Source organism: Xanthobacter pseudotagetidis (assembly GCF_043194795.2).
Taxonomy (GTDB): Bacteria; Pseudomonadota; Alphaproteobacteria; order Rhizobiales; family Xanthobacteraceae; genus Xanthobacter; species Xanthobacter tagetidis_A.
Genome location: NZ_CM195534.1, coordinates 1,131,198 through 1,152,410, shown reverse-complemented (window position 1 = coordinate 1,152,410; position 21,213 = coordinate 1,131,198). Strand labels below are relative to the sequence as shown.

Below are 21,213 nucleotides of genomic sequence, written 5' to 3'. Positions count from 1 at the left end.
TCACCCGGCCGGGTCGAGCACGTCCGTGTCAGGGGCGATGCCCCTAGAGGTGGGCGCGCCGTCGTCGAGCGGGGCGAGATGGTCCACCACCATCTGCCGGTAGCGCGGCAGGCCCTTATAGGCGGCGATGTCGGGGTGGAGGTCGCGCAGCACCCGGTGCAGGCGGCGGCGCCACTTCGGCACCTTGGCGATGTCGGCCACCGAGGTCAGGTAGCAGCGGATGCCGAACAGGATGGCGTTGGAGCGCGGCAGGCGGAACAGCGTCTGCAATTCCACCCGCAGGTGCACCTTCTCGGCCACGTTCTCAGGCGTCACGGTGGCCTTATCCGGACCCCAGACGGGATAGTTCTCCGGCGAGGTGTCGAGCCGCGGATTGACGGTCATGGTCCAGTTGAGCCGCCGCACCGGCTGGCCGCATTGCAGGCGCATCAGATACTTCAGCGCCCGGTCGAACACCCCCTTCTCGTGCGCCAGCGGCACCGGCCCGTGCCATTCGTGGAACGTCATGCCGATGTCGAACTCCAGCGACCAGTCGGCCTGCGTCGTCACCATGCCGCCGTCCACGAACAGGTTGTCCTCGCGCTGGTCCTGGAGCGTGAAGTCGCCCTGCGCCTGGCGGGTGATGTACTCGAACGGCGGGCAGGGCAGCGTTTCCGCCTTGCCGAAGGTGAAGGACTGCTGGAGGCCGAGCGGCCGGTTGACCCAGGTCCACAGGTCGCCGGCCTTCGTCAGCGAGAAATGCTCGGGATAGTCGGCGGCGAGGCTCTCCATGATCAGCTCAAGCGTGTCCCACTGGGCCGCCATCATGTGGGGCAGCACCTGGCAGCGCTTGGGGTCCTCGGCCAGCACCTTGGCGCGCTCGCGGCACTCGGCCACATAGTGCTCGTCGATGTCGAACACCGCCTGGAACGCCGCCGTCGGGCCACCCCGCACATGCGGCTCGATGTTCACCGAGTACATGTATTCGTCCTCGGGGAACGGGAACGGAAAGCGCAGGATGTCGTCCGCGCTCTTCGCGTAGGTGAAGGTGTCGCGGAAGGTCTCGGACGGCTTGAACTGCACGGTCATGGTCTCGTCCTTTCAATTGGCGCGACGGCCTGCACCCGCGCTCTCCCTCTCCTCGTCGGGGAGAGGGAGGGGGTGAGGGGACGCGCCGGCTGCCGCACGCGGCCGAGAGCATCCCTGCCGTCCTTCCCCCTCACCCCGGCCCTCTCCCCATTGGGGAGAGGGAGAGGCCCCCGCTTACAGATCGATCACCAGGCGCGGCCCGCGGGCGCGGGAGATGCAGGTCATGATGGAGGTCCCCGCCGCCTTCTCCTCGGGCGAGAGGACGTCGTCGCGGTGCTCCACCTCGCCCTCGATGACGCTCGTGCGGCACTCGCCGCAGGCGCCGCCGCGGCACAGGCAGGGGGCGGAAACGCCGGCGGCCTCGACGGCTTCCAGCAGCGACTGCGCCTCGCCCACCTCCACCTCGATGCCGGAGCGTTTCAGCACCGCCTTGAACGGCAGGCCGCCGGAGGTGTCGCCGAAGCTCTCCTTGTGGATCTTGCCCCTGGGCCAGCCGAGCGCCAGCGCCGTACCCGTCACCGCATCCATCAGCGCGCGCGGGCCGCACACATAAAGGTGGGTGCCGAGAGGCTGCCGCGAGAGCAGGCCGGCGATGTCGAAGGCGGCGCGCCCGCCGCCATGGACGCGGATCTCCTCGCCCGACGCGAACGGGGCGAGCAGGCGCTCGAACACCGCCGCCTCGTCCGCCACGCTGAGCTGGTGCAGCTCGTAGCGGGCGCCGCGCGCCTTCAGCTCCGGCAGGTGGGAGAGCAGCGGCGTGATGCCGATGCCGCCGCCGATGAGGAGGTGCTTTTTCGCCGTCGCCGCCACCGGGAACAGGCTGAGCGGCGGCGCCATTTCCAGCACGTCGCCGCACGCCACCTTGTGGTGCAGGTAGGCCGAGCCGCCGCGCGACTGGGCCACCAGCCGGACGATGATGTCGTAGCGCCCACGCTCGGCGGGGGGCGAGACCAGGGAATAGGCGTTCTTCATCACCCGGCCGCCGTCGCGCAGGGTGAGCATCACGTGCCCGCCCGCCGGCGGGGTCGGGAACAGGCCGCCATGGGCCGGCTCGAACGAGAAGCGCTTGAGGCCGGGCGCCAAGGGCTCGATCTCGCGCACACGGACGTCGCAGGTCTCGGCGGCGGTCATGAATAAAGCTCCTCGGGATCGGGCACCTCGCCGGGCACCTCGGCGTCGATCTGCACGCCCATGAAGGCGGCGAGCCGGCGCGAGAAGTGGTCGCGCACGAACAAGGACGCGCCGCAGCCGGAGCAGGTGACGATGGAGGCGGTGACCTTCTCCGTCACCGTGCGGCAGTGGACGCAGAAGATGCGCCGCGCCTTCGGGCCCACATGGGCGAACGCCGTCTCCTGCCGGCCGAGGCCGGCCGTCTGGGCGATGCCGAACACGTCCCACAGGAACGGCTCGGTGCCGGCCCCGTAGAGCCTGAGGCCCATGCGCTCGCGGCCGAGCCGCTCCTCCAGCGCGGCGAGCAGATGCGGCACCGCGCGGAACACGCGCACCGCGCCGGCCGCCTCCTCCATCACCGGCGCGCCCGGTACGGCGCTGCGACGGGCCACGGTCCACACCTCGAAGGCGGAAGCGCCGACCCCTTGCGCCAGCGCGTCCGGCGGCACCTCGGCCCCCTCCACCACGAGCAGATGGTGCCGTCCCGCCGGATCCGGCGCGATGGGCTGGTATTTCGGCCGGCTCTTGATGCCCTGATCGCTCATGTCGGCTCGCTCATAGGAGACGGGTTCCGCCGCCTGCGACAGCGCGGCGCCGGGGCGCCCCCGTGGGAGGCGCACCCATCGGACATGGCATTATTTTCTTCACAAGAAAATTAGTTGTCAATCAGGAGATCGACGGAAAACACCCCGCGGGGCTGGTAAATGATAGTCATCGTCCGCCGAAATCTTGGGCAGGCGGCGCGTTCTGCGGCACGCCACGGCGATGACCGTCAGGCGCGCACCCGGGTCTTCTGCGGATCGAAATGCGGAAACGGCACGATGCGGGCGGGAATGCGCTTCCTCTGGCCGTCCAGCTTGCCGATCTCCACCTCGGCCCCGTCCACGGCGGCCGATACGTCGAGCCGCGCCAGCGCGATCTGCGCCTTCAGGATCGGCGATTTGGCGGCGGAGGTGACGACGCCCACCTGGCCGCGCCCCACATGCACCGGGTCGCCATGGCCCACGTCCTCGTTGGAGCCGACCAGCAGCCCCACCAGCCTGCGGGCGGGATTGGCCTTGCGCCGCGCGAGCGCCGCCTTGCCGACGAAGTCCTCCTCCTTCGCCGCCACGGCGAAGCCGATGCCGGCCTCGAACGGGTCGGTCTGGTCGCAGAAGTCGTAGCCGGCGAACACCAGGCCCGCCTCCACCCGAAGCATGTCGAGGGCGGCGAGGCCGAGCGGCTTCATGCCCTTGGGCGCGCCTTCCGCCCACACCGCGTCCCACAGCGCCACCGCGTCCTTCGGGTGGCACCAGACCTCGAAGCCGAGCTCGCCGGTATAGCCGGTGCGCGAGACCACCAGCGCCGGCCCCTGCGGCCCGCCGAGCCGGCCCACCGCGAAGCGGAACCATTTCAGCTCGGCGACGGCGGGCTGGGTCGGCCCGGTCCAGATCAGCGCCGAGAGGATCTCGCGGCTCAATGGCCCCTGCACGGCGATGTTGTGGAGCTGGTCGGTGGAGGATTTCACCCAGGCCTTGAGGCCCCATTCGGCCGCCTTGTCGCGCAGCCACCGGCCGGTGAACTCCTCGCCGCACACCACGCGGAAGTTCGCCGGGCCGAGGCGGAAGACGGTGGCGTCGTCCAGCATGCCGCCGCTCTCGTAGCAGAGCGCGGTATAGACCACCTGGCCGACGGTGAGCTTCCTGATGTCGCGCGTCGCCGTGCGCTGGAGCAGCACTTCCGCGTCCGGACCCGTCACCTCGAACTTGCGCAGCGCCGAGAGGTCCATCACCGCCGCCTTCTCGCGGCAGGCCCAGTATTCGGCGATCGGCCCCTCGCCGGTGAACGAGGTGGGCAGCCAGAAGCCGCGATACTCCGCGAAGCCGCGGGTGAGGAGCGACGTGCGCGGGTGGAAGGCGCTCTCGCGGGTCAGGCGCGGCTCGGCGTCGGGCGTCATGCGGAAGGCGATCCCCTTGGAGAAGTCCTCGCGCGCGTCGTAGACGCGCACATGGATGTCGGTGGGCTCCCAGGCATTGGCGGCGTCGATGTCGTCGGCGCAGGAGGAGGTGGCGCAGACGAGATCGGTGAGCGCCCGCAGCAGCACATAGTCGCCCGCCTGCGACCACGGCTCGTCCATGGCGAGCGCGTTCGAGCCCTCGATGCACGTGTTGTAGAAGAAGTTGATGGCCGGCCAGCCGCGCCGCTCCCTGATGCCGAAGGGCGTGAGCGCGGCGTTGAAGTTGTCCGAGCAGTTGGCGTGGCCCGGATAGCCCATGTCCTCGTAGTATTTGGCCGAGCAGGCGAGCGCGAAGGTGTCGTGCCGGCCCACCGTGTCGCGCACCACCTCCACGAGGGGCAGCTGGCGCTCGTCGAAATACTTCGAGTGCAGGCCGGGGCCGGGATAGGCCGAGCCCATCAGCGTGCGGGTGGTGGTGGCGTCGAGGCCGAACTCCTGGCCCTGCTCCAGCGCCGTCGCGTCGAAGGCGAGGAAGTCCGAGCACTGGCGGCCGGAGACGTCGATGATCTGGATGTAGTCGCCCGCCCTCACGGTGAAGGCGCGCGCCTGCGCGGCCGGCACCCGCAGATCGAGCTTCGGCGGCGCCAGCGGCTCGGGCAGGTCGTCGAAGCCGGCGGCGCGGGCGAGCGTCACCAGGAGGTCGGTGGGCGCGGCCTGCTCGTCCGGCGCCATGGGCGCGCCGGGGGCGGCCACCACCAGCACCAGGTCGGCGGCGGCGGTGAGCGTGACGCTGCCGCCCGGCGCCGCGCCGGCGTCGAGCACGCGCCGCCCCTTCTGCGCGCCGGGCACGATGCCGCGCGCGGCGAGCAGGCGCGCCGCCGCGCGGCCGCCCTCGCCGGCATCCGCGATCGCCCGGGCGAGGTCCGGCCCCTCCGGGGTCGCGGCAAGCCCGAGCCGCGCGCCGGCGTCCCCGGCGCCGTCGAGCGCGAAGACGCGGGCGCTCTGGAGCCCCTCCGGGTCGGTGATGGTGACGCCGTCGCCCGCCTTCAGCGCGAAGGCCGCGCACCCGCCGCCGCGCACCGTGTGGCGCCGCGTGGCGCCGAGGGCGGGGAAGGGCGCGGGCGTGACGACGGCATCCATGCGCTAGCCTTTCTCGTTGGCGGCGAGCAGCCGGTAGCTGCCGCGGAAATAGAGCAGCGGGCTGCCCTCGTCCTCCACGTGGAGATGCACCACGCGGCCGACGAAGATGACGTGGTCGCCGCCGTCATAGTGCGCGTAGGGCACGCACTCGAAGGTGGCGAGGGTGGGCCTGATCTTGGGGGCGCCGGTGATGCCCCTGACCCAGTCGATGCCGGCGAACTTGTCGGCGCCGGGGCGCGAGAAGCTGTTGGAGATCGCCTCCTGGCCCTCCAGCAGGATGTTCACCGCATAGGCCTCCACCTTCTCGAAGCGCGGCAGCGAATAGAGGCCGCGCGCCATGGAGAACAGGATCAGCGGCGGGTCGAGGGAGACGGAGGAGAACGAGTTCACCGTCACCCCGAGCGGGCCTTCGCCGTCGTGGGCCGCCACCACGGCGATGCCGGTGGCGAAGCGTCCGAGGGCGTTGCGCAGCTCGCGCGGGTCGAAACGGGCGTCGAGATCAATGGCGGTCATGGAAATGGCTTTCTCGAATATGGATCCACGCCGCTATTGTAAGACAATTTCGCTCCGCGTGCGCGCCTCCCCGGCCGTCGCCCGAGCGCCGCGCGATGGATGCTCCGGTCAAGCCGGAGCATGACGGCGCGAGGAGAGCCCCCTCACGCCACCTTGGCCGGCTCGATCTCGGCCAGCAGCTTCTCGGCGAAGGCGCGCTTCTCGGCGTCGTCCATCTTCTTGATCTCGTTGGCGAGCACCCGGTGGTTGATGGACTTGTTCCAGTAGTCCAGCACCTCGAAGCCCAGGAGCGAGGCCTTGCCGACGAACTGGCGCAGCACCTCGTTGGTGGGGCCCATGACCCAGCCCGCCTTGCCGTCGCGCAGATAGCGCTCGATCTGCAGCGCCGGGCGGAAGCCGGTGCCGCCGGTGGCGTGGAGCATCTTGTCCACCACGTGGGCGACGTTCTTCGCCGCCTCGAACTTCACCTGCCACAGCCAGTGCAGCAGCGCCGCGCGCGGCAGGGCGTCGATATCCTTGTGGATCGACCAGTCGCAATCGTTGGTGACCTTGTCCAGCGCCTGCGCCATCTGGAAGTCGAAGGCGCGGCAGGCGTTGGTGTCCATGATCGCCTCGCCCACATAGTCCTGGATCGTGGGGTAGTCGGCGACGCGCATGCCCACGTCGTTATGGGTCTTCTTCGTGGTGTGGCGCTTGGCGATGTCGATCACCGCCAGCGAGATGCCGTTCCAGCAGGCCGAGGAGCAGGTGAGGAAGAACGGGTCCACCACCTCGTCGTTGGACTTCGCGCCGTCGCCCACCGGGCCGACCAGCGCCTCCTTCGGCAGGATGGCGTTCTCCACCACGATGGGGCCGGACTGGTTGCCCCTGAGGCCGAGGCCGTCCCATTCGGAGGGATTCGCCTTCACCTCGTCCTTGGTGACGAGGAAGCAGGAGAGGTCGGAATAGTCGCCGGCGAAGCCGGGGCTGGTGGTCTGCACGATGTACCAGTCGGCGAAGCCGCCGGAGGTGGTCCAGGAGGCTTTCTTGGTCACCTTCCAGCCGTCGCCATGGGCCTCGGCCTTCGACGAGATGGGATACCAGAAGTGCGAGCCGGTCTCGGGATCGGAATAGGACAGCGTGCCGATCAGCACGTCCGCGTCGAGGCGCTTGAGGATGCCGGTCAGCAGCGGGTTGTCGTGGTGGCGCAGCAGAGCGGCGGCCACCGCGCCGAGGTGCATGGTGTAGCACATGGCGGTGGAGGGGCAGCCGTAGCGGGCGATGGTCTCCACCACCATGGCGGCGCAGACATGGTTCTCGCCCAGGCCGCCCAGTTCCTTCGGCACGTTCAGCGACAGCAGGCCCAGCGAGGCCAGCGCCTCGAAATTCTTGCGCGGATAGATGTAGTCCGCGTCGCTCTCGACGGCGTTGGCGCGCAGGGTGGATTCGCACAGGGCGATGAGCTTCGCCTGGAGCGCCTTCTGGGCCGGCGACAGCAGCCATTGCGGGTCCCACTCGAACCCGAGGCCCCAGAACGGCTCCGCGCCCCACATCTTGGTTTCGGACATGACCTGGCTCCAGCTGCCTCTGCCGCGGGTCCCCGACCCGGCCGTTGGAATAAGCGGACGCCTGTTCTCCTGAGTGAATTTTTTTGACGGCGCAGAAACAAGATGCCATCGGTGACGCGACGTTCAAGTCGAAGAATTGAGCACCCGCAGATGAAATGTTGGGCTCCGGTTGGGCGAGTCGATACGAGAAGCCATTCAGCCTGCGCGCACACGAGGCAGAAGTCGCAAAAAATTTCTTCTCCAGAAAAGTAATTGACACAGAAGAGTCGGCCGACAAGGATGCCCCGGCCGAGGCGGCAGGCTGCGGGCGCAACCGCGCGGCGCCGCCCGAAATCGCGCAGCGCAAGCAGGGGGAAGGCATGAGCGAGACCGTCTGGAGGCAATCCATCCTCAACGGCCGTCACCGGGAGCTGGGCTCGAAGCTCGAGGAATCCTGGAACAACATGGCGATCCCCCAGCACTACGCCACCGACCCCTATCTGGAGACCGAGGCGGTGCGCTATCGCGCCGGCCTCATCGACGTGTCGGCGCTGAAGATCATCACCGTCTCCGGCAGGGACGCGCTCGCCTTCCTCAACCAGCTGCTCACCGCCGACATCGCCAGGATCGCGCCCGGCCGCTCCATGATCTCCTCCATCGTCGACGATCAGGGCGGGCTGATCGACGACGTGCTGGTCTATGTGGACGGCGAGGGCCAATTCCGCCTCTCCCATGGCGGCGGCGCGCTGGAGGAGGCGCTGCCCGAGGTGGCGAAGGGCTTCGACGTCGCCGTCGCGCGCGACGACGACGTGCACATCCTCTCGCTCCAGGGACCGCTGGCGCTCGACATCCTCGCGCCCCACACGCCCATGGACCTGAAGTCGCTCCCTTATTTCGGGCATGGCAAGACGACGCTGTTCGGCACGCCGGTCTCGCTGGCGCGCGGCGGCTATTCGGCCGAGCGCGGCTACGAGGTGTTCTGCGCGGCCAAGGACGCGGTGGCGCTGTGGGACAAGATCCTGGAGGCGGGCAAGCCGTTCGGCGCCATGGCGGTGTCGTGGGACTGCCTCGACATCGTGCGGGTCGAGGGCGCGCTGCTGTTCTTCCCGTTCGACATGCCCCACAAGGACACCACGCCGTTCGAGGTGCTGATGGACTGGTCGGTGGACCTGTCGAAGCCGGACTTCCGCGGCAAGGCGGCGCTGGTGAGGCGCAAGGGCACCGAGCGCACCCATCAGGCCGGCATCGAGGTGCTGGCGGCGAAGGCGATCACGCCCGGCGCGAAGATCCTCAAGGACGGCGCCGAGGTGGGCGTGGTGAACTCCACCACCTACAGCCGGCACCTCATGAAGTCGCTGGCCCTGGTCTCGCTCATCCCCATCATGACCGCGCTCGGCACCGCCCTCACCGTCAGGGACGGGGACGAGACGTTCGAGGCCAACGTGGTGCGCACCCCGTTCTACGATCCCATGCGCCTGCGCACCCATCCGCTGGAGGAGCGCGGCTGAGCAGGCCTCAGGGGCCGGCGGGGCGCAAAGGCGGACGCAGCAGCGCCACCAGCTCCGACTGGCGGTGGACGCCGCACTTGCGGAACACCGCCTTGAGGTGCCCCCGCACCGTGCTGTCCGAGAGCCCCAGCGCCACCGAGACCTCATCGATGGTCGCGCCCTCTGCCAGCATCCGCGCCACCCGCGCCTCCGCCGGCGTCAGGTCGAACAGCGCCTGGATCAGCGCGGCGTCGAGGGTCTGCGTCGCCCCCAGCTCGCTCACCACCAGAAGCGCGCCGGCACCGGCAAAGACGTCGTGCGCGCTGCGGCGCATGGGCACAACGTGGACGACGAGCGGCCCGTGCCCCTCGCCCGCCCGCACCGGGATCGACCCCACCGCCTTCGACCACAAGTGGCGATGAAGGCGCGCCAGCGCCTCGCCGAGCAGGGTGTCGGCACCGCGCTCGATGAGGCCGAGGCGGACGCGGCGGTCCAGGAACACCGTGCCGACGAACCGGCCGAAGGCGGGATTGGCGTCGATCATCCGTCCGCCCGGCGCCAAGGTGGCCGCCGGAATGCCGAGCGCGGTGAAGGCGTTGAGCGTCGCCGCGAGCCGCTCCAGCGCCAGGCGGGTGGAGGCCACCGCCGCTCGCGCCACATGGGGCTTCATGCCGAGCAGCCATCGGACGGCATCGTCGCCGAACGGCTCCTCGGTGCCCGGCCGCTCCAGGCTGAGGATGGTGAAGGCATCGTCCGGCAGCGGCTGCTTCAGCGCCACCGACCAGCCGACGCCGTAGCTGCGCACGGTCTGGAAATAGGGAAGCGTCTCGATCTCCTCCATCGTGAACAGGTCCTGGTCGCGGACCACCGGCAGATCAGGCCGCGCCATGGCCCGCTCGATGCGGGGATTGTAGGCCATCGCCCCCGAGGCGACCCATTCGTCGAACCGGGACTTGAGGTTCGGCGAAGAGAAGCCGTGCGTCTGCCCGGCGCGCGCCATGAACATCACCGCGCCGATGCCGCCGACCTGCACGCCGCACCGGGCGATGGCCTCCGGCCACAGTTCAGGCAGGACCGCCGCCTCATAGAGGCCGTCGAGGACATCGAGATCGTCGAACGCCGCCATTTCCAGCCCGCCATCCCGTCCCGGCCGACATTCCCGCAGCGCAAAATACAACCGCGGCACACCGCGCTCAACCCAACTTCATCCCGATCGGTCTGGCGGGCAAGGCCGGACGCCGTGCTATGCCTGCGCCGGCAGACCCGGCCACAGAGGGACGCAGGCAGGATGACCACGACCGAGGAGACCGACGCCCCCCATTTTTCCTATGCGCGCTTTCAGGAGACCGCTCCGGCGGCGGTCGCCGCATTGCGGGCGCTCACCAAGGCGGTGGAGGATGCGGGGCTGGAGAAGGACCTGATCGAGCTGGTGAAGCTCCGGGTGTCGCAGATCAACGGCTGCGCCTTCTGCCTCGCCTTCCATCTCGACGCGGCGCGCCGGCTCGGGATCGCGCAAGGCAAGCTCGACCTGATTGCCGCCTGGCGCGACGCGCCGGTGTTCTCGGCCCGCGAGCGCGCGGCGCTCGCCTTCGCCGAGCGGGTGACGGGCATGGCCGCCGCGCCCGTGACGGCGGACGCCCACGCGGCGCTGCTGGGCGCGTTCTCGGAGGCCGAGGCGATGCACCTCACGGTCTCGATCGCCACCATCAATGCCTGGAACCGCATCGCCGGCGGCCTGCACTTTCCGCCCTTGGCGCCGCGCCGGGGCTGAGCCTCCAGACACGCGAAGGCCCGGCCGGGAGAACCGGCCGGGCCTTCGTCGTCACAGCCGCGTCAGAGCGGCTTCAGCCCGGCCTCGATCTGCGCCCGGCGGCCCTCCAGGAAGGGCGGCAGGGACAGGCTCTCGCCGAGCGTCGCCAACGGCTCGTCGGCGGTGAAGCCGGGCGCGTCCGTGGCAAGCTCGAACAGCACCCCGTTCGGCTCGCGGAAATAGAGCGAGCGGAAGTAGAAGCGGTCGACCTTGCCGGAGTTCGGGATGCGCAGCTCCTTCAGCCGCGCCGCCCAGTCGTCATACTGGTCGAAGGTGGGCACGCGGAACGCCACGTGGTGCACCGATCCGGCGCCCTGCACGGCCGGATCGAGGCCCGGCTCCACCTTCACGTGGAGCTCGGCGGCGGGGCCGCCCTCGCCCATCTCGAACACATGGACCGCGCGCCCATCCTCGCTGGCGTAGTCGCGGACCTCCTTGAGGCCCATGACCTCCTTCAGGATCACGCCGGTGGAGCGCAGGTCCGGCACCGACATGGTGATCGGCCCGAGGCCGCGGATCTGGTGCGCGGCCGGCACCGGGCTCTTCTCCCACGGCACCCCGGGCCCCTTGCCGCCGTCGACGACGAGGCCGAGGCGCTGGCCCTCGAAATCCTCGAACAGGATCTGGTTGCGCCCGTCGCGGGTCTCGATGCCGCCATGGGCGACGCCGGCGTCGGTGAGACGGCCGGCCCAGTGGTCGAGCGCCGCGTCGTCGGCGACCCGCAGATGGGTGCGGACGATGGAATGGGTGCCGCGCCGCTCGCGCGCCACCGGCCAGTCGAAGAAGGTGAGGTCGGTGCCGGGATTGGCGAGGCCGTCGGCATAGAACAGGTGATAGGCCGAGGTGTCGTCCTGGTTCACCGTCTTCTTCACCAGCCGCATACCGAGCGTGCCGGTATAGAAGCGATGGTTGGCGGCGGCCTGGGCCGTCACCGCGGTGAGATGATGGATGCCGGTGAGCTGCATGGTGTCCTCCGGGGCGGAGGTCCGCCTCCGCGTCACGTCTCCCCCGAGATAGGCCCCCGGCCGGGCGGTTGCGAGCCGGTGCCGCGCAAGCCAGATTTGCATCGACGCAATGATTTCATCGCTCGCCCGCTCGAAAAATGGCGAGACTGCAATCGAGGCGCCGCCTGCCAACGTTGCGTTAACCCCTTTTTCATTGCGCCGGGCGATCCGACCGGAAATCGTCGATTGCGCAATGGGCGTCAGGCTCTCTATAGGCGAGAGGCAGAGGGGGACGCCCAATTGGCGATGACGATGGGGAATGAGCGCGCGCTCGGGCGCGGCCAGGACGGTGCGGGGCGGCGCCTGCGCGGCCTGCTGGTCGCATGCGCGCTGGTGCTGCCGCTCGGCGCCTGCGCCGACCGGCCCGGACCCGACGCCCTGACCCCCACCTCCGCCACCACCCCGCGGGGCAAGCCGGTGACGCTGCTGGTGGCCTCCACCCGCGCCCGCGACCCGCGGCCGGGCACCTTCTTCAACGGCGAGCGCGCCCCGCTCTCCTTCGCCACGGTGGAGATGTCGGTGCCCCCCGCCCACAGGCCGGGCGAGATCGAGTGGCCGAAGACGGCGCCCGGCAATCCCGAGACCGACATGGTGGTGCGCGAGGCGGTCTATCGCGACACGCCGCAGCAGTTCCTTGCCGAGCTCAACGGCGAGCTCGCCAAGCGGCCGAAGGGGCAGAAGAAGGTCTTCGTCTTCATCCACGGCTACAACACGCAATATGCCGAGGCGCTGTACCGCCTGTCGCAGATGGCGGCGGATTCGGGGGCGCCCGGCGTGCCGGTGCTGTTCACCTGGGCCTCGCGCGCCACCACCGAGGCCTATGTCTACGACAACAACAGCGCCACCGCCGCCCGCGACGCGCTGGAGGAGACGCTGCGCCTCGCCTTCGCCAGCAATGCGGAGGAGGTGTCCGTCATGGCCCATTCCATGGGCAATTGGGTGACGGTGGAGGCGCTGCGCCAGATCCGCATCTCCGGCAAGGGCGTGCCGCCGGAGCGGGTGGGCCAGATCATCCTCGCCGCCCCCGACATCGACGTGGACGTGTTCAAGTCCCAGCTCAAGCGCTTCGGCAAGCCGGCCAAGCCCTTCGTCGTGATCGTCTCGCGCGACGACAAGGCGCTCGGCTTCTCGGACTTCATCGCCGGCGGCAAGACCCGCCTCGGCGCCTTCACCAACGACGCCGAGCTGGTGGACCTCGGCGCCGTGGTCATCGACATGACCGACGTGAAGGCGCTCGACAGCTTCAACCACGGCAAGTTCGCCCAGCTCGCCGAGATGGCGCCGCAGCTGCGCGGCATGATGGCGAAGCAGGCCGCCAGCGGCGCCATGCCGTCCACGGTGTCGGTCCAGGGGGTGCAGATCGTCGGCCTCGACCGGGCGATGGAGCGCGCGCCCGCCGCTGCGGCCGGGGAAGCGGGGGCCGCCGCGCCTGCCCCCGCCGCAGCCCAGTAGGGCGCGCCGCGGGCTTCTCTCGCGGCGGCAGCTGGTCTAAAGCCGTCGCCCATGGCCTATTCCGTGAAAGAGATGTTCAAGACGCTCCAGGGCGAGGGCGCCCAGGCCGGGCGCGCGGCCGTCTTCTGCCGGTTCGCGGGCTGCAACCTGTGGTCCGGGCGCGAGGAGCACCGCGCCGACGCCCAGTGCCGCTTCTGCGACACCGACTTCGTCGGCACCGACGGCGCCGGCGGCGGGCGCTTTGCCGCCGCGGCCGAGCTTGCGCGTGCCATCGCTGCCGCCTGGGCGGGCGACCGCGCCCGCCGGTTCGTGGTGTTCACCGGCGGCGAGCCGCTGCTGCAGCTCGACGCGGCGCTGATCGACGCCGTGCACGGGGAGGGCTTCGAGATCGCGGTGGAGACCAACGGCACGCTCGCGGCGCCCGACGGCATCGACTGGATCTGCGTCAGCCCCAAGGCCGGCACGGCGCTCAGCCAGCGGCGCGGGCAGGAGCTGAAGCTGGTGTTCCCGCAGCCGGACCTGATGCCGGAGGCGATGGACGGGCTCGACTTCGCCCACTTCTTCCTCCAGCCCATGGACGGGCCGGAACGCGCCGCCAACACCGAGGCGGCGGTCGCCTACTGCCTCAGCCATCCGCGCTGGCGGCTCTCGCTCCAGACCCACAAGATGATCGGCATCCCATGACGCGCATGAGGATCACCCAGGGCTTCACCTTCGAGGCCGCCCACTTCCTGCCCCGGGTGCCGCAGACGCACCGCTGCTTCCGCATGCACGGCCATTCCTACCGCGTCGACCTGACGCTGGAGGGCGAGGTGGATGTCGAGACCGGCTTCGTGGTCGACTTCTTCGACGTGGAGGCGGCCTTCGCCCCGCTGCTGGCGCAGCTCGACCACCACTGCCTCAACGACATCGAGGGGCTGGAGAACCCCACCGCCGAGCTGATCGCGGTGTGGATCTGGGAGCGCGTGCGCCCCAGGCTGCCGCAGCTCGCGCAGGTGCGGGTCTACGAGACGCCGATGTCGTTCGCGGACTATGCCGGCGCCTGACGGCAGGGCCTGACGGCAGGGCCGTGCTCCGCCTCAGGCGAGCTTCTCCACGAACGCCTTGAAGGCGGCGAGCTGCTTGCCGACGAAGGCGGACGTGCCCTCGTCGATGATCCTGCCGTCCTCGATCTTCTTGTGGGCCTGGGAGATCATCACCTCCGGCATGTTCATCACCGCGGCGTCGAGCGCCACCAGCACCTGCCGCAGGTGATACTGGGCGCGGGCGCCGCCGAGCGCGCCGGGCGAGGCGGAGAGGATCAGGGTCGGCTTGCCCTTCAGCGGCTGGCGCTCCTTGATGCGCGAGAGCCAGTCGAGGGCGTTCTTCAGCCCGCCGGGCACCGAGTAATTGTACTCCGGGGTGACGATGACGAGGCCGTCCGCGCCGGCGATCTCGGCGCCCATGGCGGTCACCGGCCCGGGCATGCCGGCGGCCTCGATGTCGCCGTCATAGATGGGAAGGCTCGCCACCGACGGCAGCAGCGTCACCGCGACAGCCTCCGGCGCGAGCGCGGGCAGGGCGCGGGCGACCGCCGCGTTGTAGGAGCCCCTGCGCACGCTGCCGACCAGGACCACCCATTTCATGATCTGCCTCCTCGCGTCGCGGCGATGATACGCCGCCTGCCGGCGGAGCCACAACGGCCGTGTCCGCCATCCCGGCGGACGGAGGCATGCGCGCCACGCGGCCGCGATGCCGCGCACCCCGACGGAAACGATGATCGAGGAGGTCCCGTTCCCACGAACGGCGGCCCCGCTTCCCTGAGGGATCAGCGCGGGCGCCTTCGCGACGGACGGCGGCAGCGGCCGGACGGCCGCGCGCCGCTCAATAGGACAGGAAGAGCGGGATCTTGCTTTCCTTCAGCATGGACTCGGTGACACCACCGAGCACCCATTCGCGCATCAGCGAGTGGTTGAAGGCGCCCATCACCAGCATGTCGGCGCCGAACAGGTCCGCCTGCTCGGCGATGGTGGCGGCGATGGAGCTCTGGGCGACCAAGTTCTTCACCGTCACGTTGACGCCGTGGCGCGCGAGGTGCGGGGCGAGCTCGGCGCCGGGGATCGACTTGGCGAGCTCCTTCTCGGAGCCGACCGCCAGCAGCTCCACCGCCTCAGCGCCCTTCAGGAAGGCCATGGCGTCGTTCACGGCGCGCGCGGCACGCGGGCTGGCGTCCCAGGCGACGATGATGCGCTTGCCCTTGAAGGTGTCGCAATGCTCCGGGATCACCATGACCGGACGGCCGCTCTCGAACAGCAGCGCCTCGATCAGGCCGCGGTCGGCGTTGACGGTGGCGGTCTCGCTGTCGACGATGGCGATGTCGTGCACCATGGCCTGGGCGACGAACACTTCCACCAGCTGGCCATAGGCAAGCTGCGGCGTCTCCACCGAGGTCGAGACGCCGGCCGCCGCCGCATCGCCGCGCGCCTTCTCGCCCACCGCCGCGGCCAGCTCGCGCAGGCGCCGGTTGTGCGCGGCGACGAGGTTCGCGCCCATGGAATTCACGAACGTGTTGCCGAGAACGACCTTCAGCGACGCCGCCTGGATGGTGGCATGCGCGCCCGCCTTCTCGGCCAGCGAGATGCCGTAGGAGAGCGCGGCCGACGGCTCGTCGATCCCCTCCTCCGTCATGCCGATGAGTACGCTCTTGATGTTCTGCAGCATGAGCCTTCCTCCCTTGAGAATGAATTCCGTTTAGCGGCAAGCCGTGGCGCGGCGCGTTGCGATGGGTCAACCCGGCCGCCAGGGCACTTGTATCGCCGAACCGTGACGGCGCGGCCAGGACCTCCCTGCCGCAGAAGCGGCTTTCAAACCGAATCCTGTGCAGCTTGGCCGCAAGATGCCATAGGTAGCCGCTTGATGCCCCCAACGCCAGAACCGTCCTCCGGGACGGTGCCTTGGCAGGGGCGAACGGGGGTCCACGCCATGCTGTTGGGACGGGACGCATGAGACGGGGCGCAGGCGTCGCGGTCGGCGTCGCCGTTGTGCTGCTCAGCCTCTATTTCGCGCTCGCCATCCACTACTGGCTGCCCTGGCCGGCCGCCGTGCGCACCTTCGGCGCGCCCGCCTTTGCGGCGGCGACGCTGGCGCTGTGGTTCCTGCCCGGCCGCCGCAGGACGGCGCGCCGGGTCCTCGCCGCCTGCGCCCTGCTCGCCATCGGCACCGCCTATGTGACCAAGCTGCCGCCGGAGCAGGACTGGGTGCCGCTCCAGGCCGAGCGGGCCCACGCCACCATCGCCGGCGACACCATCACGATCTTCAACCTGCGCGACGCGGTCCACCGTCCCGGCGCGCCCTCCGAGCCGCGCTGGATCACGCAGAGCTTCGATCTCGCCACGCTCGACGGCGTCGACCTCATCATCCAGCCGTTCGGCGGCGTGAAGGCGCTGGCCCATGTCATGCTGTCGTTCCGCTTCGCCGACGGGCGGCACGTGGTGGTCTCCATGGAGGCGCGCCAGGCGAGGGGCGCCGCCTTCGACCCCGTCGCCGGCTTCTTCCGCCGCGACCAGCTCTATCCCGAGCTCGGCACCGAGCGCGATCTGATCTTCGAGCGCCTCGCCCGGACGCCGCCGGACGAGGTGCAGATCTATCCGATGAAGGCGAGCCCGGAGGCGGTGCGCGTCTATTTCCGGCGCGTCATCGATTTCGTGAACGCCAGCCACCGCCAGCCGCGCTTCTACTCGACGCTGCGGGAAAGCTGCATGACGACGCTGATGAACCTCGCCCCGGAGAGCTTCGCCCACGTGCCGTGGCGCGACATCCGGCGCTGGATACCCGGCTATTCCCTGAGCCTGTTCCAGCAGCTCGGCCTCGTGGACGGCGATCTCGGCGCCGAGGAGCTGGCGCGGCAGGCGCGCCTGCCGGACAGGCTGCGCCCGCCGTCCGAATTTGATTCCGATGCCGCCTGGAGCCGCTATATCCGCGACCGGCGCCCCTGAGCCGCGGCGCCGCGACCTTCCCCGAGAGTGCGCGCCGATCAGCCTGCGTTGCGGCTGACCGGATAACGCCTTCTCACTCATCAAGTTGGACGGCGATTGCCCGGAGACCGAGATGATCGAGGACCTCAACCTGTTCGCGACCCAGATCATCACCTTGTGGGTGGTGCTGGAGCCGGTCAGCCACCTGTCTATGTTCCTGTCGGTGACGGGCCACCTCGACAAGGCCGAGCGCCGCAAGGCGGCGGCCATCGGCCTCTCCTTCGCCGGGCTGATCCTGGTGGTGTTCGCCGTCGTCGGACGGCTGCTGCTGGAGGCGATGGGCATCTCCATCATCGCCTTCCAGATCGCCGGCGGGCTGATCCTGCTGCTGTTCTCGCTCTCCATGATCTTCACCGACGGCAGCTCCCACGGCCCGGTGGAGGTGGACGGCGATCGCACCGCGGCGAGCGTCGCGGTCTACCCGCTCGCCATCCCGGTGGTGGCGGGGCCGGGGGCGATCCTGTCGGTGGTGCTGTTCTCCGACAACAATCGCGGCTCGCTGGAGGCGCAGCTGGTGACGCTGGCGGCGCTGGTCACCATGATGGTGGTGCTGCTGATCGTGTTCTGGCTCGGCGACTACATCGTGCGCGCCATCGGCAAGAGCGGGGCGAACCTGCTGCGGCGGGTGATGGGCATCCTGCTCGCCGCGCTGTCGGTGAACCTCGTCCTCAACGCGCTGCAGATCTGGCTGGGCCTGCCGCCCATCTGAGGGGGCTTCACGTGTTGGGGAATACGCCTATCCTATAGGTGAGGGTGCCGGACCGTCGGCGCCCGGACGTCAAGAACAGGACCAGCGCGGCGGCGATCTTGCCGGCGCCGTGAGGAGGACGTGCCCTTGCCCCTGCCCGCTTTGCTCGCCGACCGCCTGCCGCTGCCGGCCATCGCCGCCCCCATGTTCCTCGTGTCCGGCCCGGACCTCGTCACGGAGACCTGCCGCGGCGGCGTGCTCGGCACCTTCCCGGCGCTCAACGCGCGCACCACCGAGACCTATGCCGCCTGGCTCGACGACATCGCCGCCCGGCTTGCCGCGAGCCCGGGCGCGGCGCCGTTCGGCGTCAACCTGATCGTCCACAAGTCCAACGCCCGCCTGGAGGCGGACCTCAAGGTGACGGTGGAGAGGAAGGTGCCGCTCGTCATCACCTCGCTCGGCGCGGTGCGCGACGTGGTGGACGCGGTGCATTCCTATGGCGGGCTCGTGCTCCACGACGTGATCAATGCGCGCCACGCCCGCAAGGCGGCGGAGGCGGGGGTCGACGGCATCATCGCCGTGTGCGCGGGCGCCGGCGGGCATGCCGGCACGCTCTCCCCGTTCGCGCTGGTGGGGGAGATCCGGCGCTTCTACGACAAGGCGATCGTGCTCGCCGGCTGCCTCTCCAACGGCGCCCACATCGCGGCGGCGCAGATGATGGGCGCCGACCTCGCCTATTTCGGCACCCGCTTCATCGCCACCCGCGAGAGCCTGGCGCCCGAGGGCTACAAGCAGATGCTGCTGGCCTCGAGCGCCGACGACATCGTCTACACCGACGCGATCTCGGGCGTGAACGCCAACTTCCTCAAGCCCTCCATCGTCGCCGCCGGCCTCGACCCGGCCATGCTGACGAAGCACGGCGAGCTGGACATGACCAACGAGCACAAGGCGTGGCGGGATTTCTGGTCGGCCGGCCAGGGGGTGGGCGCGGTCGCCGACATTCCCCCGGCGCGCGAGCTGTGCGCCCGCCTCGCCCGCGAATACGAGGCCGCGCTCGGGGCGGCGGCGGCGCGGCTCGCCGCGCGGCAGGCCCGGCCGCTCCCGGCGGCCTCCTGAGCCGGCGCCTTCACCCGCCCTTGAAGCGGGCGCGGATGCGCTGCTCCAGCTCGTCGCGCACGCGGCGGTAGGCCTCCAGCCGCTGCTCGCGGTTGCCCGCCTCCAGCGTCGGGTCGGAGGTGGGCCAGTATTCCACGTCGAGGGCGTTGGTGCGCGTCAGCTCCAGCGCCTTGTGGTGGGCGTCCGGCGCCAGCGAGACCGCGAGGTCGAAGCCGAGGCCTTCATACTCCTCCAGCTCCTCCAGGCTCTTCGCCCGGTGCTTCCTCACGTCGAGGCCGATCTCCTCCATCACCGCGTCGACGAAGGGGTCGTGCTCGCCGGCGCTCACGCCCGCCGAGCCCACATAGAGCGACTTGCCGAACAGATGCCGGGCGAGCGCCGCCGCCATCACCGAGCGGACGACGTTCTGGCTGCACAGGAACAGGACCGATTGCGGCCGCGCTGAGCGCTGGGTCGCCGCCGGAGGCTCCATGCGGCTATCCCTTCCAGTGCAGCGCGCAGACGAGGGTGAACAGGCGCCGGGCGGTGTCGAAGTCCACCTCCACCTTGTCCTTCAGGCGCTCGCGCAGCAGCTCGGAGCCCTCGTTGTGGAGCCCGCGCCGGCCCATGTCGATGGCCTCGATCTGGCTCGGCGAGGCGGTGCGGATGGCGGCGTAATAGCTCTCGCAGACCAGGAAATAGTCCTTCACCACCTTGCGGAACGGGGTGAGGGAGAGATGGTGCTGCACCACCTGCTCGCCGCCCTCGCGCCGGATGTCGAACACGAGGCGGTTGTCCATCAGCGAGATGTGGAGCGCGTAGGGCCCGGTTCCCGGATCGCCGCAGGGCAAGAAGGAATTGTCCTCGACCAGGTCCCAGATGGCGGTGGCGCGCTCGTGCTCGATGTCGGCCGTGGAATGGCCGATGGAGGCCTCGTCGAGCGTGACGGCGCAGAGCCGGGCCGGCGGTTTCTGAGCCTTGTCGGTCATTGTCCACCCTCCGGCGGCAGGTTGGTGCGGATCGCCACCGAGCGGCCATGGGCGTCGAGCCGCTCGGCGGCGGCGAGCCGCATGGCCGCCGGCCCGAGCACCGCGAGCGCGTCCGGCGCGCACTTCAGGATCGACGTGCGCTTCATGAAGTCCAGCACCGAGAGGCCGGAGGAGAAGCGCGCCGAGCGGGCGGTGGGAAGAACATGGTTCGAGCCGCCCACATAGTCGCCGATGGCCTCCGGCGTGAAGGCGCCGATGAAGATCGCCCCGGCATGGCGCACCCTGGCGGCGAGGCCGTCGGCATCCAGCGCGTGGATCTCCAGGTGCTCCGGCGCCACCCGGTCCACCAGCGGCAGCGCCGCGTCGAGGCTTGCCACCTTGATGATGGCGCCGTGGTCGCGCCAGGAGGCGCGGGCGATCTCCTCGCGCGGCAGGCGGGCGAGCATGTCCTCCACCGCCGCCTCGACGTTCGCCGCCAGCTCGTCGCTGTCGGTGACGAGGATGGACTGGGCGGCGGCGTCGTGCTCGGCCTGGGCCAGCAGGTCGGCGGCGACGAAGTCGGCGCTGGCCGAGCCGTCGGCGAGGATCAGCACCTCCGAGGGGCCGGCGATCATGTCGATGCCCACCTTGCCGAACACCTGCCGCTTGGCCGCCGCCACGAAGGCGTTGCCGGGGCCGACGATCTTGTCCACCGGCGCGATGGTCCGGGTGCCGTAGGCGAGCGCCGCCACCGCCTGGGCGCCGCCCACCCGGTAGACCTCGTGGACGCCGGCGAGCTTCGCCGCCGCCAGCACCAGGGGCGCGATCACCCCGTCCGGGGCCGGCACCACCATGACGATCCGCGGCACGCCGGCGACCTTGGCCGGCACCGCGTTCATCAGCACCGAGGAAGGATAGGCGGCGGTGCCGCCGGGCACGTAGAGCCCCACCGCGTCGACGCTGGTCCAGCGGTGGCCGAGGGTGACGCCGAGCGCGTCGGTATAGGTGTCGTCGGCGGGACGCTGGCGGGCGTGGTGGCTTTCGATGCGCGCCTTGGCGAGCTCCAGCGCCGCGCGGGTCTCGGCATCCACCGCGGCGAGCGCCGCGTCGAGCTCGGCCTCGGCGACGCGGATGCCGAGGGCGTCGAGGTCCACCCGGTCGAAGGCGCGGGAATAGTCGATCAGCGCCGCGTCGCCCCGCGCCCGCACGTCGGCGATGATGGCGGCGGCCTTGTCGTTCACGTCCACCGAGACCTCCCGCTTGGAGGCGAGGAAGTCGGCGAAACGCGCGGGGAAGTCGGCGCTGGCGGTATCGAGGCGGATCGGCATGGCGCCTTGCTAGAG

The 21,213-nt window shown here is 70.2% G+C and carries 21 protein-coding genes; 8 read left to right on the top strand and 13 right to left on the bottom strand.

The window, feature by feature from the left end; translation table 11 throughout:
- The 6 genes from V5F67_RS05360 to V5F67_RS05335 form a co-directional block, all read right to left on the bottom strand.
- Nucleotides 1-1,068, bottom strand: coding sequence for a heme-dependent oxidative N-demethylase family protein (locus tag V5F67_RS05360; RefSeq protein ID WP_394018468.1), 1,068 nt, complete (start codon nt 1,066-1,068; stop codon nt 1-3).
- Between the two features lie 174 nt (nt 1,069-1,242).
- Nucleotides 1,243-2,199, bottom strand: a complete 957-nt coding sequence (locus V5F67_RS05355) for a PDR/VanB family oxidoreductase (RefSeq protein WP_394018470.1) — start codon at nt 2,197-2,199, stop codon at nt 1,243-1,245.
- Complete coding sequence (locus V5F67_RS05350; protein WP_394018472.1) at nt 2,196-2,783, bottom strand: dimethylamine monooxygenase subunit DmmA family protein; 588 nt, start codon at nt 2,781-2,783, stop codon at nt 2,196-2,198. Before V5F67_RS05350 ends, V5F67_RS05355 begins: the two co-directional genes overlap by 4 nt.
- Before the next feature lie 227 nt (nt 2,784-3,010).
- Complete coding sequence (locus tag V5F67_RS05345) at nt 3,011-5,314, bottom strand: trimethylamine N-oxide demethylase (RefSeq protein ID WP_394018474.1); 2,304 nt, start codon at nt 5,312-5,314, stop codon at nt 3,011-3,013.
- 3 nt (nt 5,315-5,317) lie between these two features.
- Nucleotides 5,318-5,827, bottom strand: a complete 510-nt coding sequence (locus V5F67_RS05340; RefSeq protein ID WP_394018476.1) for a flavin reductase family protein — start codon at nt 5,825-5,827, stop codon at nt 5,318-5,320.
- Between the two features lie 143 nt (nt 5,828-5,970).
- A complete protein-coding gene (locus tag V5F67_RS05335; RefSeq protein WP_394018478.1) occupies nt 5,971-7,374 on the bottom strand; it encodes an acyl-CoA dehydrogenase family protein in 1,404 nt (467 codons plus the stop codon).
- A gap of 359 nt (nt 7,375-7,733) precedes the next feature.
- Between V5F67_RS05335 and V5F67_RS05330 the strand changes: the two genes are divergently transcribed.
- Nucleotides 7,734-8,861 (top strand): aminomethyl transferase family protein, encoded by a 1,128-nt coding sequence (locus V5F67_RS05330; protein WP_394018480.1) that lies wholly within the window; start codon nt 7,734-7,736, stop codon nt 8,859-8,861.
- A gap of 7 nt (nt 8,862-8,868) precedes the next feature.
- On the opposite strand, the gene V5F67_RS05325 is transcribed toward V5F67_RS05330, so the two are convergent.
- Entirely contained in the window at nt 8,869-9,966 is a 1,098-nt protein-coding gene (locus tag V5F67_RS05325; RefSeq protein ID WP_394018482.1) for a helix-turn-helix transcriptional regulator, read from the bottom strand.
- A 162-nt stretch (nt 9,967-10,128) separates the two neighbouring features.
- On the opposite strand from V5F67_RS05325, the gene V5F67_RS05320 reads away from it, so the two are divergent.
- Nucleotides 10,129-10,611: a carboxymuconolactone decarboxylase family protein gene (locus tag V5F67_RS05320; protein ID WP_394018484.1), complete on the top strand. Its 483-nt coding sequence runs from the start codon at nt 10,129-10,131 to the stop codon at nt 10,609-10,611.
- 62 nt (nt 10,612-10,673) lie between these two features.
- Here V5F67_RS05320 and V5F67_RS05315 read toward each other — a convergent pair whose 3' ends face one another.
- Complete coding sequence (locus V5F67_RS05315; protein ID WP_394018486.1) at nt 10,674-11,615, bottom strand: ring-cleaving dioxygenase; 942 nt, start codon at nt 11,613-11,615, stop codon at nt 10,674-10,676.
- Between the two features lie 285 nt (nt 11,616-11,900).
- On the opposite strand from V5F67_RS05315, the gene V5F67_RS05310 reads away from it, so the two are divergent.
- The 3 genes from V5F67_RS05310 to queD are packed head-to-tail and all read left to right on the top strand — an operon-like array spanning nt 11,901 to nt 14,152.
- Nucleotides 11,901-13,106, top strand: coding sequence for an alpha/beta hydrolase (locus tag V5F67_RS05310; RefSeq protein ID WP_394018488.1), 1,206 nt, complete (start codon nt 11,901-11,903; stop codon nt 13,104-13,106).
- 51 nt (nt 13,107-13,157) lie between these two features.
- Nucleotides 13,158-13,790 (top strand): 7-carboxy-7-deazaguanine synthase, encoded by a 633-nt coding sequence (gene queE / locus V5F67_RS05305; RefSeq protein WP_394018490.1) that lies wholly within the window; start codon nt 13,158-13,160, stop codon nt 13,788-13,790.
- A gap of 5 nt (nt 13,791-13,795) precedes the next feature.
- A complete protein-coding gene (queD, locus tag V5F67_RS05300; RefSeq protein WP_394018812.1) occupies nt 13,796-14,152 on the top strand; it encodes a 6-carboxytetrahydropterin synthase QueD in 357 nt (118 codons plus the stop codon).
- A gap of 33 nt (nt 14,153-14,185) precedes the next feature.
- On the opposite strand, the gene V5F67_RS05295 is transcribed toward queD, so the two are convergent.
- Both V5F67_RS05295 and V5F67_RS05290 read right to left on the bottom strand, forming a co-directional pair.
- On the bottom strand, nt 14,186-14,731 hold the full coding sequence (locus tag V5F67_RS05295; RefSeq protein ID WP_394018492.1) for an NADPH-dependent FMN reductase: 546 nt from the start codon (nt 14,729-14,731) through the stop codon (nt 14,186-14,188).
- 238 nt (nt 14,732-14,969) lie between these two features.
- Nucleotides 14,970-15,806, bottom strand: a complete 837-nt coding sequence (locus tag V5F67_RS05290; protein WP_394018494.1) for a universal stress protein — start codon at nt 15,804-15,806, stop codon at nt 14,970-14,972.
- Between the two features lie 281 nt (nt 15,807-16,087).
- Between V5F67_RS05290 and V5F67_RS05285 the strand changes: the two genes are divergently transcribed.
- From V5F67_RS05285 to V5F67_RS05275, 3 genes are all read left to right on the top strand, one after another.
- Nucleotides 16,088-17,080, top strand: a complete 993-nt coding sequence (locus V5F67_RS05285) for a lipoprotein N-acyltransferase Lnb domain-containing protein (RefSeq protein WP_394018496.1) — start codon at nt 16,088-16,090, stop codon at nt 17,078-17,080.
- Between the two features lie 112 nt (nt 17,081-17,192).
- Nucleotides 17,193-17,828 (top strand): MarC family protein, encoded by a 636-nt coding sequence (locus V5F67_RS05280; protein ID WP_394018498.1) that lies wholly within the window; start codon nt 17,193-17,195, stop codon nt 17,826-17,828.
- A gap of 126 nt (nt 17,829-17,954) precedes the next feature.
- Nucleotides 17,955-18,923, top strand: a complete 969-nt coding sequence (locus V5F67_RS05275; protein ID WP_394018814.1) for an NAD(P)H-dependent flavin oxidoreductase — start codon at nt 17,955-17,957, stop codon at nt 18,921-18,923.
- Between the two features lie 10 nt (nt 18,924-18,933).
- On the opposite strand, the gene V5F67_RS05270 is transcribed toward V5F67_RS05275, so the two are convergent.
- The 3 genes from V5F67_RS05270 to hisD are packed head-to-tail and all read right to left on the bottom strand — an operon-like array spanning nt 18,934 to nt 21,198.
- Nucleotides 18,934-19,395, bottom strand: a complete 462-nt coding sequence (locus tag V5F67_RS05270) for an arsenate-mycothiol transferase ArsC (RefSeq protein WP_394018500.1) — start codon at nt 19,393-19,395, stop codon at nt 18,934-18,936.
- Between the two features lie 4 nt (nt 19,396-19,399).
- Nucleotides 19,400-19,891, bottom strand: a complete 492-nt coding sequence (locus tag V5F67_RS05265) for a UPF0262 family protein (protein ID WP_394018502.1) — start codon at nt 19,889-19,891, stop codon at nt 19,400-19,402.
- Complete coding sequence (gene hisD / locus V5F67_RS05260; protein WP_394018504.1) at nt 19,888-21,198, bottom strand: histidinol dehydrogenase; 1,311 nt, start codon at nt 21,196-21,198, stop codon at nt 19,888-19,890. Before hisD ends, V5F67_RS05265 begins: the two co-directional genes overlap by 4 nt.
- Nucleotides 21,199-21,213: the final 15 nt, after the last annotated feature.

What these genes read in the sequence shown, in the direction of transcription:
- queD (WP_394018812.1), top strand. Translation starts at nt 13,796, where the DNA reads ATGAGGATCACCCAGGGCTTCACCTTCGAGGCCGCCCACTTCCTGCCC.
- V5F67_RS05295 (WP_394018492.1), bottom strand. Translation starts at nt 14,731, where the DNA reads ATGAAATGGGTGGTCCTGGTCGGCAGCGTGCGCAGGGGCTCCTACAAC.
- V5F67_RS05360 (WP_394018468.1), bottom strand. Translation starts at nt 1,068, where the DNA reads ATGACCGTGCAGTTCAAGCCGTCCGAGACCTTCCGCGACACCTTCACC.
- V5F67_RS05290 (WP_394018494.1), bottom strand. Translation starts at nt 15,806, where the DNA reads ATGCTGCAGAACATCAAGAGCGTACTCATCGGCATGACGGAGGAGGGG.
- V5F67_RS05265 (WP_394018502.1), bottom strand. Translation starts at nt 19,891, where the DNA reads ATGACCGACAAGGCTCAGAAACCGCCGGCCCGGCTCTGCGCCGTCACG.
- V5F67_RS05335 (WP_394018478.1), bottom strand. Translation starts at nt 7,374, where the DNA reads ATGTCCGAAACCAAGATGTGGGGCGCGGAGCCGTTCTGGGGCCTCGGG.
- V5F67_RS05330 (WP_394018480.1), top strand. Translation starts at nt 7,734, where the DNA reads ATGAGCGAGACCGTCTGGAGGCAATCCATCCTCAACGGCCGTCACCGG.
- V5F67_RS05340 (WP_394018476.1), bottom strand. Translation starts at nt 5,827, where the DNA reads ATGACCGCCATTGATCTCGACGCCCGTTTCGACCCGCGCGAGCTGCGC.
- V5F67_RS05320 (WP_394018484.1), top strand. Translation starts at nt 10,129, where the DNA reads ATGACCACGACCGAGGAGACCGACGCCCCCCATTTTTCCTATGCGCGC.
- V5F67_RS05350 (WP_394018472.1), bottom strand. Translation starts at nt 2,783, where the DNA reads ATGAGCGATCAGGGCATCAAGAGCCGGCCGAAATACCAGCCCATCGCG.
- V5F67_RS05310 (WP_394018488.1), top strand. Translation starts at nt 11,901, where the DNA reads ATGACGATGGGGAATGAGCGCGCGCTCGGGCGCGGCCAGGACGGTGCG.
- V5F67_RS05270 (WP_394018500.1), bottom strand. Translation starts at nt 19,395, where the DNA reads ATGGAGCCTCCGGCGGCGACCCAGCGCTCAGCGCGGCCGCAATCGGTC.
- hisD (WP_394018504.1), bottom strand. Translation starts at nt 21,198, where the DNA reads ATGCCGATCCGCCTCGATACCGCCAGCGCCGACTTCCCCGCGCGTTTC.
- V5F67_RS05280 (WP_394018498.1), top strand. Translation starts at nt 17,193, where the DNA reads ATGATCGAGGACCTCAACCTGTTCGCGACCCAGATCATCACCTTGTGG.
- queE (WP_394018490.1), top strand. Translation starts at nt 13,158, where the DNA reads ATGGCCTATTCCGTGAAAGAGATGTTCAAGACGCTCCAGGGCGAGGGC.
- V5F67_RS05345 (WP_394018474.1), bottom strand. Translation starts at nt 5,314, where the DNA reads ATGGATGCCGTCGTCACGCCCGCGCCCTTCCCCGCCCTCGGCGCCACG.
- V5F67_RS05325 (WP_394018482.1), bottom strand. Translation starts at nt 9,966, where the DNA reads ATGGCGGCGTTCGACGATCTCGATGTCCTCGACGGCCTCTATGAGGCG.
- V5F67_RS05355 (WP_394018470.1), bottom strand. Translation starts at nt 2,199, where the DNA reads ATGACCGCCGCCGAGACCTGCGACGTCCGTGTGCGCGAGATCGAGCCC.
- V5F67_RS05315 (WP_394018486.1), bottom strand. Translation starts at nt 11,615, where the DNA reads ATGCAGCTCACCGGCATCCATCATCTCACCGCGGTGACGGCCCAGGCC.
- V5F67_RS05285 (WP_394018496.1), top strand. Translation starts at nt 16,088, where the DNA reads ATGAGACGGGGCGCAGGCGTCGCGGTCGGCGTCGCCGTTGTGCTGCTC.